The sequence below is a fragment of the Streptomyces sp. NPDC001070 genome, from assembly GCF_053598835.1.
The window spans coordinates 1-17,155 of record NZ_JBSFLB010000057.1 but is presented as its reverse complement, the minus strand read 5'-3'; the positions used below and the strand labels follow the sequence as shown (position 1 = coordinate 17,155).

The window sequence follows — 17,155 nt, the reverse complement described above, 5'->3', positions numbered from 1 at the left end:
GCGGGCAATTCTAGGCGTCCGGGCAGCGAACTGACCGCGAGGTCAGTACCTCTCCCAGCCGATATGACCGAGTGGTAATTTACCCTCCGGCCATATCGGTTGTCCGAAAGGCGGGACAGGCATGACGGCATCGGGCACACGGTCGTGGTGGGGTTGGGGCACCGTCGAGCACGCGGTCCAGGGAGCCGAACGCGCCGCGCTGACCGACCGGGTGGCCGGGCTGCTCCCGGACGCCGACCTCACCGTCCACCTCCCCCCGGACATCGCCTCCCTCACCCTGCCGCCCGTACGGGTCCGGGCCCCGCGATCCCTGGCGCACCTGTGCTCCGCCACCCCGGCCGACCGCGCCGCCCACACCCACGGCAAGGCGTTCCGGGACGTCGTCCGCAACCTCCACGGCGACCTGCGCCACGCCCCGGACCTCGTGGCCCGCCCCCGCACCGAACAGGACGTCGCCGACCTCCTCGACTGGTGCACGCGCGAGCGGATCGCGGCGATCCCCTTCGGCGGCGGCAGCTCCGTCGTCGGCGGTGTCGAACCCCGCCTGGAGGACGGCCGCCCCGCGGTGACGATCGACCTGGAGCACCTCGACCGCGTGCTGGAGATCGACCCTGTGAGCCGTTCGGCCCGCATCCAGGCAGGCGTGCTGGGCCCGCGCCTGGAGGACCAGCTGCGGCCGTCCGGGCTGACGCTGCGTCACTTCCCGCAGTCCTTCGAGTTCTCCACCCTCGGCGGCTGGCTGGCCACCCGGGCCGGCGGGCACTACGCCACCCTGTACACGCACATCGACGACCTGACCCAGGCGCTGCGCGTGGTCACGCCGTCGGGTACCGGTGAGTCGAGGCGCCTGCCGGCCTCGGGTGCCGGGCCCTCGCCCGACCGGATGTTCCTCGGCTCCGAAGGCACGCTCGGCATCATCACCGAGGCGTGGATGCGTCTGCACGTCCGGCCCCGGTGGCGGGCGAACGCCTCGGTCCACTTCACCGACTTCACCGCCGCGGTCGCCGCCACCCGCGCCCTGGCCCAGTCCGGGCTGCACCCGTCGAACTGCCGGCTGCTGGACCCGGCCGAGGCGTTCGTCAACGCGGGCGTCACCACCGGCGACAGCGTCCTGATCCTCGCCTTCGAATCCGCCGACCACCCGGCGGGCCCCTGGATGGACCGCGCCCTGGAACTGTGCCGCGACCACGGCGGTCACCTGACCGAACCTGCCCGCCACAGCGACGCCGCCACCGACACCGGCGACCGCCCGGCGACCGCCCGGTCCTGGCGCTCGTCGTTCCTGCGCATGCCCTACCAGCGCGACGCCCTGGCCCAGCAGTCCCTGATCGTGGAGACCTTCGAGACCGCCTGCACCTGGGACCGGTTCGCCGGACTCCACGCCGCCGTCACCCAGGCCGCGAACGAGGCGATCCGCACCACCTGCGGCACCGGAGTGGTCACCTGCCGGTTCAGCCACGTCCACCCCGACGGGCCTGCGCCCTACTTCGGCGTCTACGCCGCCGGGCGGTGGGGCAGCACCGTGGCCCAGTGGGACGACATCAAGGCCGCCGTCTCCCAGGCGATCGCCGACCACGGCGGCACGATCACCCACCACCACGCCGTCGGCCGCGACCACCGCCCCTGGTACGACACCCAGCGCCCCGACCCCTTCGCCGCGGCGCTGGCCGCGGCCAAGGCCGCCCTGGACCCGGCGGGCATCCTCAACCCCGGCGTCCTCCTCCCCGCCGGCTGACGGGCAACGGTGTCACCAGCCGGACCGAGGCCGCCGCGCTCGCCTGCCGCCTGGGATGAGGCGACACGGACGGGCAGGGCGGGAGCCCCTGTGACCCGGTCGTGCCGGAGCAACGCCAGGTGACCGGCGGGACGCGGTCAGGGCCCGAGGGGCTCCGGCGGCGCGGCGGGTGCCGTGTCGAGGTCGGCGTCCTTGCGCTCGGGCACGCCGTGGGGCAGGCGGCGTACCGCGGCGGAGGCCGCCGGGGCCAGGGCCGCGACGGCGTAGGCGACGCCGGCGGTCGCGGCCACGTGGAGCCCCCGAAGCGCTCGGCGAACGGTCCCACGGCGAGCTGGCCGACGGGAACGGCGTGGTAGGACAGCAGGTCGTCGAAGGACGACACACGCGACAGGGCGTGCGCCGGCACATGCTCCTGCAGCGAGGTGTCCCAGGCGACGCCCCCGACCGAGGACCCGAGCCCGGCGGTGAAGGCGGCGGCGATCAGCCACGGCGCTCCCAGCCGCGCACCGAGCGCGAGGAGGGGCAGCGCGCCGAGCACGCCCGCCGGCACACCGAGCCGCAGCAGGTGGCGGACCGCCAGCCGGTACATCAGCGTGCTCATCAGCAGCAGTCCGGCGCCGCGCGCGCTGAGCACGAAGCCCCAGGTGGCCGCCCCGGCGACCTGCCGGGTGAGCACGGGGCCGAGGATCTGCCAGGTGCCCACCTGGACCAGGTTGACCACGCAGAAGCACAAGGACACCGTCCGGACCCAGCGGATACGGCGGTACGCGTCCCAGCCGTCGCGGATGTCGGCGAGCAGGCCCGAGGGGCGGCGGGCGGCGGCCCGGTCCGTGAGGGACGACAGGCGCGTGAGGCAGCCCGCGGCGAGGAGGTAGGTCAGCGCGTCGAAGGCGATGGCCGGGCCGCCGCCGACGGCCGCAGCCAGGACGTCCGAGAGGCTGGGCCCGAGGATCTTCGTGGCGTTGCGCACCGAACCCAGCAGTGCGTTCGCCTGCCGGCTCCGGTCGCCCGGGACGAGTTCTGGCACGATGCCGCGCAGGGCCGGCGTGGTGAACGCGGCCAGGATGCCGTTGGCGAACCCGAGGGCGGCCACCGGCCACAGGGCGTACCGGCCGGTCAGCAGCAGCGCGGCGACACTGCCCTGGGTGACGGCCGAACCCAGGTTGGCGGCCACCAGCACCGCCCGGCGCGGAAGCCGGTCGGCCGCGCCGCCATCCTCCACGAGCTGGAGCGCCCCGCCACCACCAGCGAACTCGCCGCCCACCTCGGCCTGTCGCTCGGCACCGTCGGAGGCCACCTGGCGGTGCTGCGCGACGCGGGTCTGGTCACCGGCACCCGGGTCGACCGCCGCGTGGTCTACCGGCGTACCGGGGCCGGTGACCTCCTCGCCGGCCGGACCCGCGCCCGAGCGGGGGCCGGAGCCGTCAGACCCCGAGCGCCCAGCGCACGCACCGCAGCGTGGGCGTGAACCCGGCCTTCTCATGGAGCCCGAACGCCCCGCTGGGGTTCGCCGAGTCCACGCTCAGGCAGGCCTTCCCGTAGCCCTTCACGTCCTCGGTGGTGAGCGGCCGCCATGTCAGGGGGCGGGTTCCTCGTTCATGGAGCGGAGAGTGCGGACTCCGGCCGCAGGCTGCCGCCTTGTTTCCCCGTGAGAGGTCGCCGTCCGGTCCGGACCCAGGCCCGAACGAGACACTCCCCAGGCCACGGGGGGAGACCTGGGGAGCGTGCGGCGATCTTGGCTCCTCGAACGGCCGTACGTCAAGAGGGCCGCGGGGAGGAGGTGTTCACCGCCGGCTGCCGTGCCGACGCCCTCACCTCGAACCCCGTGCCGGCCCCCTTCGCCGGCCGTGACCGCGCCGACCTGGAGCTCCTCCTGCGCATGGCCCGGGGTGACGACACCGCCCGCGCCGCCCGGCTCGCGCACCCGTACCCGCCCGCCGAACGGGACCGCGCCGTCGCCGTGCTGCGCCTGCTGCTGCGCGCACAGCGCACCGTCCTGGCCGTGAACCGCGCCCACATCGACTCCGCCGCCCGGTCGGCCTCGCGCACCGAACCGCTCTTCCGGCTCCAGGGCTCCCACCGGAACATGAACCAGCCGGCCGAGCGCATCTCCCCGGTCATGAACGACGCCGAACCCGACGTGCTCGTCGACGACCACCACCGCGCCGAGGCCCAGACCCTCACCTCCGCCGCCGAGGCCGACCTGCTCAAGCTCGCGGAACTCCGCGGCAGGATGACGGCCGCCCGGGCCGCACGGTGGGACGAGGTCGATGCCGCCTACCGCCGGGGACGGCCCGCGGCGGCCGGCGGGTCCGCCGGTCAGGTCGCGGCGCGGGCAGAGACGCCTGGGCGCGTATAGGCCTGCCGGGGAGTGAGCGCGCCGTGGCCGCCGGCGCAGACGACGACGGTCTCCACCGGTTCGCCGCAGTCGCGGTGGCGGACCTCCAGTGGCGGGCCCTCAGGGTCCGCGGTGTAGCGGTCGCCCCATTGCTTGAGGGCGATCATGGCCGGCCACAGGTCCCAGCCCTTGGGCGTGATCCGGTACTCGTGCCGGGTGCGGCTGCCCGGCTCGCGGTACGGGACGGTGTCCAGGATCCCGGCGGCGACCAGCTTGCGCAGCCGGTCCGCGAGTACGGCCTCGGACAGCCCCATGTGGCGGCGGAAGTCGTCGAAGCGGCGCACGCCGTTCATCGCGTCGCGCAGTACCAGCAGCGACCACTTCTCGCCGATGAGGTCGAGGGTGCGCTGCACCGTGCAGTTCTCGGTGCTGGTCTCCAGCCAGGTCATGCGGCCATCGTAAGCTGGCTTCGGCATTGACATCCAGATGTGCCGCTGGCTAACTTCGGATAGCGAAGCCAGTAAGCCCGGGAGGAAACGTCCAATGGCGAGGTCACGCACGTTCGAGTGGGAGGACCCGAAGGTCTCCGCGGCCGCCGTCGGCAAGGCGAGCGGTCTGGAGTTCCTGCGGGACGTGCTGGCCGGGCGCCTCCCCGCGCCGCCCATCGCCGCGACCCTCGGATTCACCCTGGAGCAGGTCGAGTCGGGCCTCGCGGTCTTCGCCCTGGAGCCGGGGGAGGAGCACTACAACCCCATCGGCAGCGTCCACGGCGGCGTCTACGCGACCCTGCTCGACTCCGCCGCCGGCTGCGCCGTGCAGTCCGTCCTCCCGGCCGGCATGGGCTACACCTCGCTCGACCTGAGCCTGAAGTTCCTGCGCCCGATCACGGTCGACACCGGCAAGGTCCGCGCCGTCGGCACCGTCCTCAACCAGGGCCGCCGTACCGCCCTCGCCCAGGCCGAACTGCTCGACTCCCAGGACCGCCTGCTCGCCCACGCGACGAGCAGCTGCATGCTCTTCCCCGTCCCCCCGCGCCAGGGGTGATGCCAGCGCACGGGGAGCCGTTGCCGCCGGTCGGCGCGCGAAGCCGGCACTGATCGCCGTGCTACGCGCCGGGGTCACGGAGGCCGACCGCGTCGTGCCGCCAGAACGGCTCGGCGTAGACCAGTGTCCCCGTCATCCAGGGCTCGTACCGGGGGAGCCCGATGACTTGGAAGGCGCCATCCGGGATGCGCAGGGACGGCTTGCGGAAGCCATGGTCGCCACCGGGCGTGAATCCGAGGCGTGAGTAGTACGCCGGATCGCCCTCGAGGAAGACCAGGGGTACGTCCCGCGCGGCGAGTGCGGTCAGCCCGCGCCGGACCAGGGCCGAGCCGAAGCCGCTCCTCTGGTGCTCGGGCACGACGGCCAGGGGGCTGAGCACCTGCACCTCGACCAGTCGCCGAGGGGCATCGAGCAGACCGCGGGTGAACATCACGTGCCCGACGATCCGGCCGTTGTGCTCCGCGACCAGTGAGAGACCGTCCGCGGGCGTGACGGTCCCGCGCAGGGTGTCGACCAGGTCGGCCACGACAACGCCGTGGTCTCCGAACGCCCGCAGGTGGACGTCCCGCACGCACTCTTCGTCGCCCGGAAGTTCTTCGCGAAGCTCCATACGCGGAGGGTAGGTCCTCCCCGGGGCCGAACGCAGACGGTTTTGCCGCCTTCCGGCTCCGAGCACGCGGACCCGCACACGTCTGAGTAGCCGTACTCATGTGCTCGCGAACCGCGCCCGCGACCCTGTGTGCCATGGCAGACCTCACCGTCCCCGTCCGCCGCGCGGGCGTGCCCGCGCTGGCGGCCGCCTTCGCGCTCGCAGCCCTCGTGGTGTCCGGAATCCAGCCGCGGGACCGCGGCACATGGGTGCTGGAGACCTTCTGGATCATGCTCGGACTCCCCCTCGCGGTGGCCCTACGGCGCCGGTTCCCCCTGACCGGGCTGGTCTGCGTCCTGCTGGCACTGCACGCACTGGTCCTCGCGGTGGGCGGTCACTACACCTACGCCCAGGTCCCGTTCGGGGACTGGCTGCGCGACGCGCTGGACCTGTCGCGCAACCCCTACGACCGGATCGGTCACCTCATGCAGGGCTTCGTGCCCGCCCTGCTGGTGCGCGAGGTCCTGGTCCGCGCGTCCCCGCTGCGCGGCAGCAGGTGGCTCGCACCGCTCACCGTCTGCGCCTGCGTGGCGTTCAGCGCGTTCTTCGAACTGCTGGAGTGGTGGGCGGCGTTGATCGGCGGGCACTCCGCGGACGCGTTCCTCGCCACGCAGGGGGACGTCTGGGACACCCAGTGGGACATGTTCTGCGCCCTGGTCGGGGCCGTGCTGTCGCTGCTGCTGCTCAGCCGGGTGCACGACCGGCAGCTGGCCGCGCTCGCGCGGCGCGACGCCGGGTAGCAGCCCCGTGGACGCGGTTGCCGGCCGGATCAGGTGAGGGTGACCGGCAGCCGGGCGTGGCCGTTGCGGTCGAACCTGCCGGAGCGGACGCCGTAGACGCGTCTAAGGGCGGGTATGCCGTAGGCGACCGTCTGCGGCGGCGCGGGGGCGCCGAGCCTGAGTCCACGGGCGACGTTCTTGAGGTCGCCGATGCTGCGCAGGGTACCCGGCCGCGGTGGCCTCGGTGACGGTGATGGTGTCGGCGTCCTGGGCGCCGGCCTGCTGGATCACGTAGACAATCGCGTGGCTGCGCGGAGGCGCGGGGCCGCCGCCCGAAGTAAGAGTACATACTCGTATTAAGGTGGGGGTGACTCGCGCGAGAACGCCGATGGTACGAGAGGGCGAACACATGAGTGAGATCAAACCCCGGTTCCGGAGGATCGACGGGCTGTCCGTCCGGTATGCCGAGAGCGAGGGGCCCCGCGACCACGTGGCCCTGCTGTTGAGCCCGTTCCCGGTCAGCCTGTATGCCTACGACGCGACCTGGTCGCGGCTGGCCGAGCGCGCTCACCTCGTCGCGGTGGACCTGCCGGGGTTCGGGCATTCCGAACTCCGGGAGGACCTGCTGTCGCCCACGGCGATGAGCGAATTCATCGTGCGGCTCGCCGACGAGTTCGAATTGGCGAAGCCGCACGTCGTGGGCCCGGACATCGGCACCAGCGCGGTGCTCTTCGCTGCGGCCCGACACCCCGACCGATTCCGCAGCGCCGTCGTGGGCAGCGGTGCGGCCGCGGTCCCGTTGCAGCTGGGAGGTCCGCTGAAGGACTGGGTGCACGCCGAGGACCTGGCGCCGTACCGGGCCCTGGGCCCCAAGGACATCGTGACGATCGCCCTCGACAAGATGCAGGGCTACGAGCTGCCGGAGATCGTGCGCGAAGACTATCTCGCGCCCTACGTGGGCCAGCGGATCGTCGAACAGATGGCCTACCTCCGTGCCTTCCCCGCCGAACTGCCGCTCCTGCGCGAGTTGCTGCCCGGCATCGAGACGCCCGTACGGATCATCGCCGGCCGCAGGGACATCGTGGTGCCCGTGGGGAACGCCGAATACCTGCACGAGCACCTGCCCAACAGCACCCTCGACGTCCTCGACGTCGGCCACTGGGTCTGGGAGGAGGCCGCGGACGACTACGCCAGGATCGTCACCGACTGGTGGCGGGCGCACTGACCTCGCCGCCAACCCGCAAGGACGAGCCGGACCGGCCCGGCGCCCCGCTGTTCAAGCCGTTGCGGCAGGTCATCGAGGCGGTCGACGAGATCTTCAAGGGCCGGCTCGGCCTCGAACGGAACCGTGGTCGCGCACCGGGCGGCGTGATCGCCCGCGTCATGCAGGGCATCCCCGCGCCGACCGCCGCGATCCGGTACAACGATCACACCGGCCGGCTCGTCCTGCGCTCACTGGCCGTCTGCCATCACTGACCCCTTGGAATGGATCATCCAGGCCGGCAATCAGGAAGGGCGAGGCCATAGGCCCGCGGTTCACCCAGGGTCCGGAGGTCGAATCCCACCTCGGCCGGACCGGCCGCGCTGCGCGCCGCCCAGGTGTCCGCAGGGGCACCGGTGTTCGCGCTGCGTAGCCGCGGTGTTGGGCATGCCGGTTGCGCGTCGGCGGCCCTCGGGCCGCCCGCGGTCGGGTTACCAGGTCTGCTCGGCGGCGCGCACGAGGATCTCGTTGACGGCGACCCGGCGGTCCCGGGTGACGATGTAGGACACGGCGTCGGCGATGTCCTCGGGGCGCAGCAGCTCCATGCCCTCGATCTGGCGCTCGATCGCCTGCCGCACGCCGTCCCTGAGGTGCGAGCTCAGCTCGGTGGCCACCGTGCCGGGCTCGACCACGCTCACCCGCAGGCGCTTCTGCACGACCTCCTGCCGCAGGGCCTCGGTGAATCCGTTCACGCCGAACTTCGTCAGGTTGTAGACGGCCGTCCCCGGCCGGGCCACCCGGCCCGCGGTCGAGCTGATGTTGACCAGGTCCGCGACCCGCCGCGGGGAGTCCTCCGCGGCGCGGAGGAGGTGCGGCAGCGCGGCGTGGGTGACGTACAGCAGTCCCTGGACATTGACCTCGACCATGCGCTCCCACTCCTCGAGCGGCGAGTCCGCGGCCTGGCCGACGCCCATGACGCCGGCGTTGTTGACGACCGTGTCCAGGCGGCCGAGCCCGGTCACGACGCGCTCCACGGCCGCGGTGGCCTGCTGCCGGTCGGTGATGTCGGCCTCCACCACGAGGGCGGTGCCGCCGTCGGCGCGGACCTTGTCCGCGACCGCCTCGAGCCGGTCGCGCCGCCGGCCGAGCACGGCGACGGCCGCGCCCTCCGCGGCGAGGCTGTGCGCGGTCGCCTCGCCGATTCCGCTGCCGGCGCCGGTCACCAGCGCCACCGTGTCCCGCAGTCGTCCGGTCATGTCGTCCTCCATGTGTCGTCGTCGCGGCGCCAAGGCCGCGGATTGCGGGGTCCGCTGCCGGCGGACCGTCGAACGGGGCTCCGGCCGGGCCTGCTGCCGCCACCGCTCCGTCCGGGGCCGGACACGGGGGTGGGGTGGTCGGGCAGGAAGTCGCCCCGGCAGGGGAGCCGCGATAGCCTCGTATCCGGAACCCGTTCCGGTTGAACCATAAGCGGAACCAGTTCCGGTTGTAAACGGGACGTGGAGGGAGCCGGGATTGGCCGCCAGCGACGACAGCGCCAGAGATGCCGCCGTGCGGCAGCACAGGCCGCTGCGGGCCGACGCGCAGCGCAACGAGGACCGGCTGCTCAAAGCCGCGGCGGCCGCCTTCGCCCGCGACGGAGCCGCCGCCTCGGTCAAGGACATCGCCCGCGAGGCCGGCGTCGGTGTCGGCACGCTCTACCGCCGGTTCCCCTCGAAAGAGCTGCTGATCGAGGCGACGTACCGGCACGAGGTGCAGGTCCTGTGCGAGGCGGCGCCCGAACTCGCGGCGTCCCTGCCCCCGGCGGACGCGCTGCGGACCTGGATGGAGCGCTTCATCGACTTCATGGCCACCAAGCACGGCATGGCCGACGCGCTCCGCGTGGTGCTGACCGACGAAGGCGAGCGGCTGGAGACCCGCGCCCACCTCGCCGATGCGGTGGGCCGCCTTCTCGCCGCCGGGGTGAGCCGAGGAGAGGCCCGGCCCGAGGTGGACGCCCGTGACGTCCTGATGACGCTCGGTGGCATCAGCTTCATGGCCGGCACCGAGCGACAGCCCGATCTCGCCGCGAAACTCATCGACCTGCTCCTGCACGGCATCCTGACGAACTGAACGATCACGACCGCGGGCCGGCTCACCACGACGGCTGTGCCCGGGCCGCTCGTAGGCCGGGGCAGGCCGTGGGATCGTCGTGCCCGTGATCGAGTCCTGGGTGATCGATGACGGCGGCACTGCGCCGGTGCCGCCGGAGGCGGTGCCGGAGAGGCTCCGGGCGAGGGCCGGCGACGGGTGGTTCGAGACATGGCTGACGAGTTCGTCCGGCCGGCTGCTGGGCTTCGTGACCAACACCGAGCGCGCGATGGTGGTGCTGCTCGAGGCGGAGGGCGACGCCGGCGAGCACGCGGTGGACCCGGGAGCCGGCGGATCGAGCGGGGGGTTCGTCCTGTCCAACGGGCAGCACGACGAGTACCCGGACGAGGACACCGTGCCGCTCGACGAAGCGTTCAGGATCGTCCGTCACATCGTCGGTGAGGGTTCCTGGCCCGTGGACGCGCCCCGGGTCGCCGATCGCTGATCGGGCGAGCCGGCGCCGCCGCACCGAAGCGGGCCGGGCGGCCTCCGGGGGCGCCCGGCCGGACCGCTCAGGTGCCGCTGCCGGGCTGGAAGGGCCCGACCCGGGGCACGGACGCCTTCCCGGTGTTCGAGACCTTGCCGCCGGTCCACGGCACCTTCAGGGAGACGGTCTCGTCGGGCGGCGTGATGAGCACCGCGGCCGGGGTCACGGTGGTCACCCCCGTGATGGCGGGGTTGGAGAAGGACATCGCCGACCAGGCGCTCGCGCCGGGCGCCAGGGAGACCCGCTGCTTCGGCTGGCCGGTGGCGCGCTCCGGGTCCACGGTCACCTGCTGCCCGGCGCTGTTGACGAACGCGACGCCGGGGAACCCGTAGAGCGTGCAGGTGTGCCCGGAGCGGTTGGTCAGGACGATCGGGAAGTTCTCCTGGCCCGCGCCGGGGTCGTTCCTGCCGATGGACGCCTTCAGGTCCGAGGAGTGGCAGCGCCCGCCGGCCGTCGGCTGCGTGCCGGTGGTGCCGGACGACGGGGAGGCCGAGGACGCGGCGGGCGGGGCGGAGGAGGCCGTCTTCGGCGGTGCGGCGGAGGTCGCCGGGTCCCCGCTCGCCGGGTTCGCCGAGCCGGGGAGCGTGTGGGGGGCACTCGCGGTGGCGCTGCCGCCCCCGTTGCCGCAGCCGCTCAGGGCCGCCGCCAGGACGACCGCGCCCGCGAGCAGGGGGACGGCCCTGCCCGGTGCGATACGGCGGCCGGCGGTCGCGTCCCCGCGGAGTCGCTTGATCGGCATTCCCTCGTGCTTGGTCACGTCCGTGTCTCTTTCCTCGTCGGCACGGCGCGCTGCGCGCTCCCCGTGCCGGGGCCGAATCCTGTTCTCCTGGTGAGATGCGCCGCGAGCGGCGGAGGTTCTCCGCGATCCGCGGATCACCCGATCAGCCGCAGACCGCCCAGCACCCGGTCGGTCAGATCCGGTCCCCCCTCCTGGCGGATCTGCACGTACACCTGGGGCTGGGCGGCGCCCGCCCGGGTGAGGCTGATCTCGTCGATCGAGCCACCCTTGGCACCGCAATCGGTCCAGTGCCGGACCCGGCCGCTCCATGCGGCCGTTCCGGCGGGCGCGTAGCCGCGGCTGCCCCGGTAGCGGCAGGTGTCGTGCCGTATGGCGCCGACCCGCGCGGCGAGATCGCCCCGCTCGCTGAGCCCGACGAACACGCCGTCGACGCCCGAGTCCAGGTCCTGCCAGCTCCCCACGTCGCGGGCGACGAGGAGGGCCGGCTCGTGGGCGTCGGGGAGCCCCAGGGTCTTCGGGCTCCACCCGCCGCCGACCAGTTCGCGGCCCCACGCCGCGGGCACCGCCACCCGGATCCGGTGGGTGGCGTCGCTCACGGCCGACGGCGCGGCGGTCCGGGGCGGGTCGGAGCGCGTGGCGACCACCCCCGCGCCGGCCGCCGCGACCACCGTGGCACACAACGCGATCCCCAGGGCCCGGCCACGCCGCCGACGCGGACTCCCGGCGTCGTGGCCGGCCAGACGGTCGGCCAGCGAGTCCAGTTCGGCGGCGAACCGCGACGCGCTCGGCCAGCGCTTCCTGCGGTCGGGTTCCAGAGCGCGCAGGACCGCCCGCTGCACACCCGCAGGCAGGTCCGGGCGCAGCCGCCCGGGACGCACCACCTTCCCCGCGGGGCCGGGGACCGTACCCGTCACGAGGTGGTAGAGCAGGGCACCCAGGCCGTACACATCGGCACGTACGTCGATGCCCCCGTCCGGGCGGGCCTGTTCGGGCGCCATGTAGCCGGCCGACCCGGCGGCCATGGTCAGGCCCGAGGCCTGGGCGAGCGCCTTGGCCAGACCCAGGTCGGCCACGAGCACCCGGTCCCGTCCGTCCTGCGCCCTGCTGATCAGCACGTTGGACGGTTTGATGTCACGGTGCACGACACCCGCGTCGTGCAGCGCCGCGACGCCCCGGGCGGCCTCCGCCGTCAGCCGCAGCGCCTCGCGCACGGTCGGCCGCCCGCGGCCGAGGAGATCGTCCAGAGTGCCGCCGTCCGCGTACTCCATCACGAAATAGGGCCGTTCGTCGGGCAGTTCCCCGATGTCGAAGACCTGCACCAGACGAGTGGACGCCGCCTTGCGCAGCAGCCTGGCCTCGGCCAGGAAGCGCTCGCGGAGGTCCAGGCGGTACGCCCAGTTCTCGGCCATCACCTTGACGGCGACAGGCGCGTCGAGCGAGTCGTCATGGGCCAGCCACACCATGGCGAACGCCCCTGATCCGACAGGTCGCACCAGCCGGTACCGGCCGATCTGCTGAGGTGGGGGCATGGGCCTATCATGCACCGACCCCCCAGACGGCCGAGGAGGACCCCTGTGACGCCCGCCCAGGAGACAGAGGAGCTCGCGGCACTCGCGGCAGCCGGGGACGCCGCGGCTCTCGACCTCCTCCTCGCGCGGATCCGTCCGGAGGTCCTGCGGCGCTGCGGCCGCTTCCTTCCCCACCGGGAGGACGCCGAGGAGGCCGCGCAGGACGTCCTGCTCCAAGTCGCCCGCAGCATCGGCACCTTCGAGGGCCGCAGCCTCTTCCACACCTGGCTGTACACGGTCGTCGCCAACTGCTCCCGCCAGAAGTACCGCGAACTCAAGCGGCGGCGAGCCGAACAGCCCCTCACCGTGGCCGAGACCGACAGACCCGACCCACGCAGGACCAGCGTGGTCGCCGGAACGCGCCTGGATCTGCTGGAGGCCCTCGAACGGCTGGAGAGGACCGCCCCCGAGCTGGTCGCGCCGCTGGTGTACCGGGACATCTGCCAGATGGAGTACCGCGAGATCGAGGAGCGCCTGGGCATCCCGCTGGGGACGGTGAAGTCGCGCCTGCACAAGGCGCGCAGGCAGGTCCGGCAGTGGCTGGTGGACACCGCCTGACGAGCGGGCCCGCCGGCCGCGGATTTCCCCGGACGGATCGAGAACTTTTCCCGGACTCCACGCGACTCATCCACCAAGGGGCGGTGTGTGCCGCCGCCTTGCGGATGTCGACAGGAGTTGCGTTTTGTCCATATCTCGGAGACCCCTGCCCCGCCGGCGCAGACGGCTGTCCGTCGGCGCCGGTCTGCTGAGCGCCGCCGTCCTGGCCGCGCTCGGCGTCGCCCAGGCCCCCGCACAGGCGACCGGCGGTGAGCGGACCACGGCGTCACCGGCGTCCGCCCACGCGCAGCCGGGGCACGTCGAACCGCTCTGCGGCCCCGCCAAGCCGCACGAGTTCACCTGCTTCGGCCTGCGGCGCACCGACGTCACGGCTCGCAAGGGAGTCCGGACGGCCGCGGACGCCCCCCAGGGATTCGGCCCCGCCGACCTGCGCGGCGCCTACGGCCTGCCCGCGGACGGCGGGGCGGGCAGGACCATCGCCATCGTCGACGCCTTCGACAACCCCGGTGCCGAGGCCGATCTCGCCGTCTACCGCGCGCAGTACGGACTTCCGGCCTGCACGACCGCCAACGGCTGCTTCACCAAGGTCGACCAGCGCGGCGGAACCGACTACCCGGATCCCGACCCCGGTTGGGCCGGCGAGATCTCCCTCGACCTGGACATGGTCTCCGCCGTCGCCCCGAACGCCCGCATCCTGCTCGTCGAGGCCGACACCGCCACCATCGGCGACCTGGGCGCCGCCGTGGACCAGGCCGTGGCCCTCGGCGCGGGATACGTCTCCAACTCCTACGGCTCCAACTACCTTTACTACCCGGAGGACCCCGGCGAGTCCGCGGCCGACGTCCACTACGACCACCCGGGCGTCGCGATCGTCGCCTCGTCCGGGGACTCCCGCTACGGCGTCGCCTACCCGGCCGCCTCTCCCCACGTCACCGCGGTCGGCGGCACCACGCTGACCCAGGACGCCGGAACGGCCCGCGGCTGGTCGGAGTCGGTGTGGAGCCACGACGGCGCCGGCACCGGTTCCGGCTGCTCCCTGTACGAGCCCAAGCCAGCCTTCCAGCAGGACACCGGCTGCCCCGGGCGCACCGTCGCCGACGTCTCCGCGGTGGCCGACCCCGCCACGGGTGTGGCCGTCTACGACAGCTACGCCGGAGGCGGCTGGGGCGTGGCCGGCGGCACCAGCGCCTCGGCGCCGATCATCGCGGGCGTCTACGCGAACGCCGGCACCCCGGTCGCCGGGACCTACCCCAACACCTACCCGTACGCCGCGGGCGGCTCCGGCCTCCACGACGTGACCACGGGCACCAACGGCCGCTGCTCACCCGCGTATCTGTGCACGGCGGGACCGGGCTACGACGGGCCCACCGGCCTGGGCACCCCTGACGGCCCGGCGGCCTTCCGGATGGGGCCGCACGGCACCCTGTCGGGAACGATCACCGACCAGCGCAGCGGCGCACCCGTCCCCGCGGCCGTGGTGACCGCGGGCATCTTCCGCGCCACCACGGACGGCGAGGGCCGCTACAACCTGCCGCTGCCGGCCGGCAGCCACGACGCGCAGGTCGCGGCGTACGGCTACGCGCCGGGCGAGGCGGCGGATCTCCAGGTCGCCGACGGCGCCACCGTGACCCGGGACTTCGCCCTGCGCAAGCTGGCCACCCACCGCGTGTCGGGCACCGTCGCCGACGGCTCCGGCCACGGCTGGCCGCTGCACGCGCGGATCACCGTGGACGGGGTGCCGGGCGCCCCGGTGTGGTCCGACGCCTACACCGGCGAGTACCGCGTCGACCTGCCCGAGAACCACACGTACACCCTGCGGGTCGTCAGCGACGACCCCGACTACCGGTCCCTGGTACGGAAAGTCGAGGTCAAGGCGGCTGACCAGACCCTGCGCCTGGCGCTGCCCGCGGACACCTGGGCGAGCGGCGACCCCGCGTACACCCTGAAGGTCAACACCCTGGACACCCAGTCCTTCGACTCCCCGGACGGGGCGCCCGCGGGCTGGAGTGTCGTCGACGCGCCGGGCACCGCGCACGGCTGGACGTTCGACGACCCGGGCGGCCGCGGCAACAACACCGGCGGTTCCGGCGCCTTCGCCGTCGCCGACAACGACCACGCGGGCTGGGACACCGCCCTGGACACCCAGCTGGTCAGCCCCGTGCACGACCTCAGCGGCGAGGGCGATCCCGAGCTGGCGTTCAGCACCGACTACGAGGGGGCCGCGGAACAGAGCGGCGACGTGGACGTCACCGACGACGGGGGCAGGACCTGGACCACGGTGTGGCACCAGGACCAGCTGTGGGACGGCGGCCGCGTCGAGATCCCGCTGACCGACTGGGCCGGCAAGCCCGCGGTGCAGGTGCGCTTCCACTTCACCGGTCCCGGCATGCTCTGGGCCGTAGACGACGTGACGATCGCCCAGCGGGTCCTCACCCCCGTCCGCGGGGGAGTGCTCACCGGCATCGTCTCCGACGCAAACACCGGTCAGGGGCTGGTCGGCGCCGCGGTGCGGACCGGCGCCCACGGCCCCTCGGCGCCGACCGTGGCCACCACCGGTGACCCGCGCATCGGCGACGGCCTCTACCGCCTGTTCGTCCCCGGCGGCGGCAGCCACTCCTTCACCGCCGCCAAGCCCTCCTACCGCACGGCCTCCCGCACCGTGACGGTCCCCGCCGACCGGGCCGCCAAGGCCTCGTTCGCCCTCAAGGCGGGCAGGCTGTCGGTGGGCTCCACGCGGATCGACGCCACCACCGCCCCCGGCGGCCGGGAGGTCCGGAAGGTGACCGTACGCAACACGGGTACCGCTCCCGCCACGCTCCGCATCGGCGAGCGGACCGGCACCGGCCCGGGTTCCGGGACCCCGGGCACCGCCTGGCGCACCCTGCCCGAGCTCCCCGCCCCCGTGATGGACAACGCGGTGGAGAACTACCGCGGCAAGCTCTACTCCGCGCTCGGCTCGGACGGCTCCACCCCCACCGCCGACCTCTACGTGTACGACCCGTCTGCGGGCATCTGGACCCGCGGCGCCCCGGCGCCCGAGCCCCGGCAGGCCACCGCGCACGGCCTCATCGGCGGCCGCCTCTACACCGTGGGCGGCTGGGGCCCGCAGGAGACGGTCAGCCGCACCATGCAGGTCTACGACACCGCGAGCGGCACCTGGACGAAGGGTCCGAGCATTCCCCAGGGCCGCTTCGGCGCGGCGAGCGCCGTCCTGGACGGGCGGCTGTACGTGGTCGGCGGCTGCACCAACACCGAGTGCGCGAGCACCGTGTACGTCTTCGACCCGGGGACCGGCAGGTGGTCCCAGGCGGCGGACTACCCGCAGTCGATCAGCTGGGCATCGTGCGGCGCCATCAGCGGGAAGCTGTACTGCGCGGGCGGCACCCATGAGTACCTCGAAACGGGTACGGCCTACGTCTACGACCCGGTCTTCGACAGCTGGCAGCCCATCGCCGCCATGCCGGTGGGCCTGGCCACCGGTGCCTACGCCGCCGCCAACGGGCGGCTTCTGGTGTCCGGCGGCTTCAAGCGGGTCGGCGTGAACAGGGTCCTCACCCCGGAGGGCTACGCCTACGATCCGGGCACGGACACCTGGACCGCGCTGCCCGACACCGCGACCGCGGTCTACCGGGGCGGCGGTGCCCCGGGGATGTACCGGGTGGGCGGCAGCAACCAGAGCCGCTTCCCCGTACCGGTGGCCACCGTGGAGGAGCTGCCGGGCTGGGACCAGACGGAGTCGAACGTGGACTGGCTGTCCGAGAGCCCCCGGCGGCTGACCCTGCGGCCCGGCCAGAAGGCGTCGTTCACCGTCACGACGGACGCACGCGGGATCAGCCGGCCCGGTGACTGGACTGCGTCCCTGGTCCTGCGCAGCGACACCCCGTACTGGCTGCCGCCGATCCCGGTGTCCCTGCACGTCAGGAAGGCGCGCACTCCGTAGCGCCGCCGGCACGCGCCACGGCCGCGCCCCCGGGCGGACTCGGGTCCGCC

At 73.6% G+C, this 17,155-nt stretch carries 16 protein-coding genes and 2 pseudogenes; 11 read left to right on the top strand and 7 right to left on the bottom strand.

Annotated elements, in window-relative coordinates; genetic code table 11:
• The first annotated feature begins 121 nt into the window (after window positions 1-121).
• On the top strand, window positions 122-1,735 hold the full coding sequence (locus ACWDAS_RS39425; RefSeq protein WP_450400561.1) for an FAD-binding oxidoreductase: 1,614 nt from the start codon (window positions 122-124) through the stop codon (window positions 1,733-1,735).
• Here ACWDAS_RS39425 and ACWDAS_RS39420 read toward each other — a convergent pair.
• Window positions 1,704-3,032, bottom strand: a complete 1,329-nt coding sequence (locus tag ACWDAS_RS39420) for an MFS transporter (protein WP_450400559.1) — start codon at window positions 3,030-3,032, stop codon at window positions 1,704-1,706. The two genes, ACWDAS_RS39425 and ACWDAS_RS39420, sit on opposite strands and share 32 nt — an antisense overlap.
• On the opposite strand from ACWDAS_RS39420, the gene ACWDAS_RS39415 reads away from it, so the two are divergent.
• Complete coding sequence (locus tag ACWDAS_RS39415) at window positions 2,949-3,203, top strand: helix-turn-helix domain-containing protein (protein ID WP_450400608.1); 255 nt, start codon at window positions 2,949-2,951, stop codon at window positions 3,201-3,203. The two genes, ACWDAS_RS39420 and ACWDAS_RS39415, sit on opposite strands and share 84 nt — an antisense overlap.
• Here the strand turns inward: ACWDAS_RS39415 and ACWDAS_RS39410 are convergent.
• Window positions 3,160-3,285: a hypothetical protein gene (locus tag ACWDAS_RS39410; RefSeq protein ID WP_450400558.1), complete on the bottom strand. Its 126-nt coding sequence runs from the start codon at window positions 3,283-3,285 to the stop codon at window positions 3,160-3,162. The genes ACWDAS_RS39415 and ACWDAS_RS39410 overlap by 44 nt on opposite strands.
• Before the next feature lie 224 nt (window positions 3,286-3,509).
• On the opposite strand from ACWDAS_RS39410, the pseudogene ACWDAS_RS39405 reads away from it, so the two are divergent.
• A pseudogene (locus ACWDAS_RS39405) lies at window positions 3,510-4,094 on the top strand (DNA repair ATPase); the annotation flags it as partial.
• Here the strand turns inward: ACWDAS_RS39405 and ACWDAS_RS39400 are convergent.
• Complete coding sequence (locus ACWDAS_RS39400; protein ID WP_450400556.1) at window positions 4,055-4,522, bottom strand: winged helix-turn-helix transcriptional regulator; 468 nt, start codon at window positions 4,520-4,522, stop codon at window positions 4,055-4,057. The pseudogene ACWDAS_RS39405 and the gene ACWDAS_RS39400 sit on opposite strands and share 40 nt — an antisense overlap.
• A gap of 94 nt (window positions 4,523-4,616) precedes the next feature.
• Between ACWDAS_RS39400 and ACWDAS_RS39395 the strand changes: the two genes are divergently transcribed.
• The gene (locus tag ACWDAS_RS39395; RefSeq protein WP_450400554.1) at window positions 4,617-5,117 is read left to right on the top strand and encodes a PaaI family thioesterase; all 501 of its coding nucleotides are present in this window, start codon (window positions 4,617-4,619) and stop codon (window positions 5,115-5,117) included.
• Between the two features lie 61 nt (window positions 5,118-5,178).
• Here ACWDAS_RS39395 and ACWDAS_RS39390 read toward each other — a convergent pair whose 3' ends face one another.
• Window positions 5,179-5,727: a GNAT family N-acetyltransferase gene (locus ACWDAS_RS39390; protein ID WP_450400552.1), complete on the bottom strand. Its 549-nt coding sequence runs from the start codon at window positions 5,725-5,727 to the stop codon at window positions 5,179-5,181.
• 134 nt (window positions 5,728-5,861) lie between these two features.
• Between ACWDAS_RS39390 and ACWDAS_RS39385 the strand changes: the two genes are divergently transcribed.
• The 3 genes and pseudogenes from ACWDAS_RS39385 to ACWDAS_RS39375 all read left to right on the top strand — a co-directional run.
• Window positions 5,862-6,506, top strand: a complete 645-nt coding sequence (locus tag ACWDAS_RS39385; protein WP_450400551.1) for a DUF2238 domain-containing protein — start codon at window positions 5,862-5,864, stop codon at window positions 6,504-6,506.
• Window positions 6,507-6,894: 388 nt separating this feature from the next.
• Window positions 6,895-7,710: an alpha/beta fold hydrolase gene (locus tag ACWDAS_RS39380; RefSeq protein WP_450400550.1), complete on the top strand. Its 816-nt coding sequence runs from the start codon at window positions 6,895-6,897 to the stop codon at window positions 7,708-7,710.
• A gap of 8 nt (window positions 7,711-7,718) precedes the next feature.
• Window positions 7,719-7,961: pseudogene (locus ACWDAS_RS39375) on the top strand (IS982 family transposase); the annotation flags it as partial.
• Between the two features lie 216 nt (window positions 7,962-8,177).
• Here the strand turns inward: ACWDAS_RS39375 and ACWDAS_RS39370 are convergent.
• A complete protein-coding gene (locus ACWDAS_RS39370) occupies window positions 8,178-8,942 on the bottom strand; it encodes an SDR family NAD(P)-dependent oxidoreductase (protein WP_450400548.1) in 765 nt (254 codons plus the stop codon).
• A gap of 256 nt (window positions 8,943-9,198) precedes the next feature.
• Between ACWDAS_RS39370 and ACWDAS_RS39365 the strand changes: the two genes are divergently transcribed.
• Both ACWDAS_RS39365 and ACWDAS_RS39360 read left to right on the top strand, forming a co-directional pair.
• Entirely contained in the window at window positions 9,199-9,795 is a 597-nt protein-coding gene (locus ACWDAS_RS39365) for a TetR/AcrR family transcriptional regulator (RefSeq protein ID WP_450400547.1), read from the top strand.
• Window positions 9,796-9,880: 85 nt separating this feature from the next.
• A complete protein-coding gene (locus ACWDAS_RS39360) occupies window positions 9,881-10,258 on the top strand; it encodes a hypothetical protein (RefSeq protein ID WP_450400545.1) in 378 nt (125 codons plus the stop codon).
• Window positions 10,259-10,325: 67 nt separating this feature from the next.
• Here ACWDAS_RS39360 and ACWDAS_RS39355 read toward each other — a convergent pair whose 3' ends face one another.
• Window positions 10,326-11,057 (bottom strand): DUF4232 domain-containing protein, encoded by a 732-nt coding sequence (locus tag ACWDAS_RS39355; protein ID WP_450400543.1) that lies wholly within the window; start codon window positions 11,055-11,057, stop codon window positions 10,326-10,328.
• A gap of 116 nt (window positions 11,058-11,173) precedes the next feature.
• Entirely contained in the window at window positions 11,174-12,568 is a 1,395-nt protein-coding gene (locus ACWDAS_RS39350) for a serine/threonine-protein kinase (protein ID WP_450400542.1), read from the bottom strand.
• 45 nt (window positions 12,569-12,613) lie between these two features.
• On the opposite strand from ACWDAS_RS39350, the gene ACWDAS_RS39345 reads away from it, so the two are divergent.
• Window positions 12,614-13,165, top strand: coding sequence for an RNA polymerase sigma factor (locus tag ACWDAS_RS39345; protein WP_450400540.1), 552 nt, complete (start codon window positions 12,614-12,616; stop codon window positions 13,163-13,165).
• 202 nt (window positions 13,166-13,367) lie between these two features.
• Window positions 13,368-17,105, top strand: coding sequence for a carboxypeptidase regulatory-like domain-containing protein (locus ACWDAS_RS39340; protein ID WP_450400607.1), 3,738 nt, complete (start codon window positions 13,368-13,370; stop codon window positions 17,103-17,105).
• The last annotated feature ends 50 nt before the right edge of the window (window positions 17,106-17,155 follow it).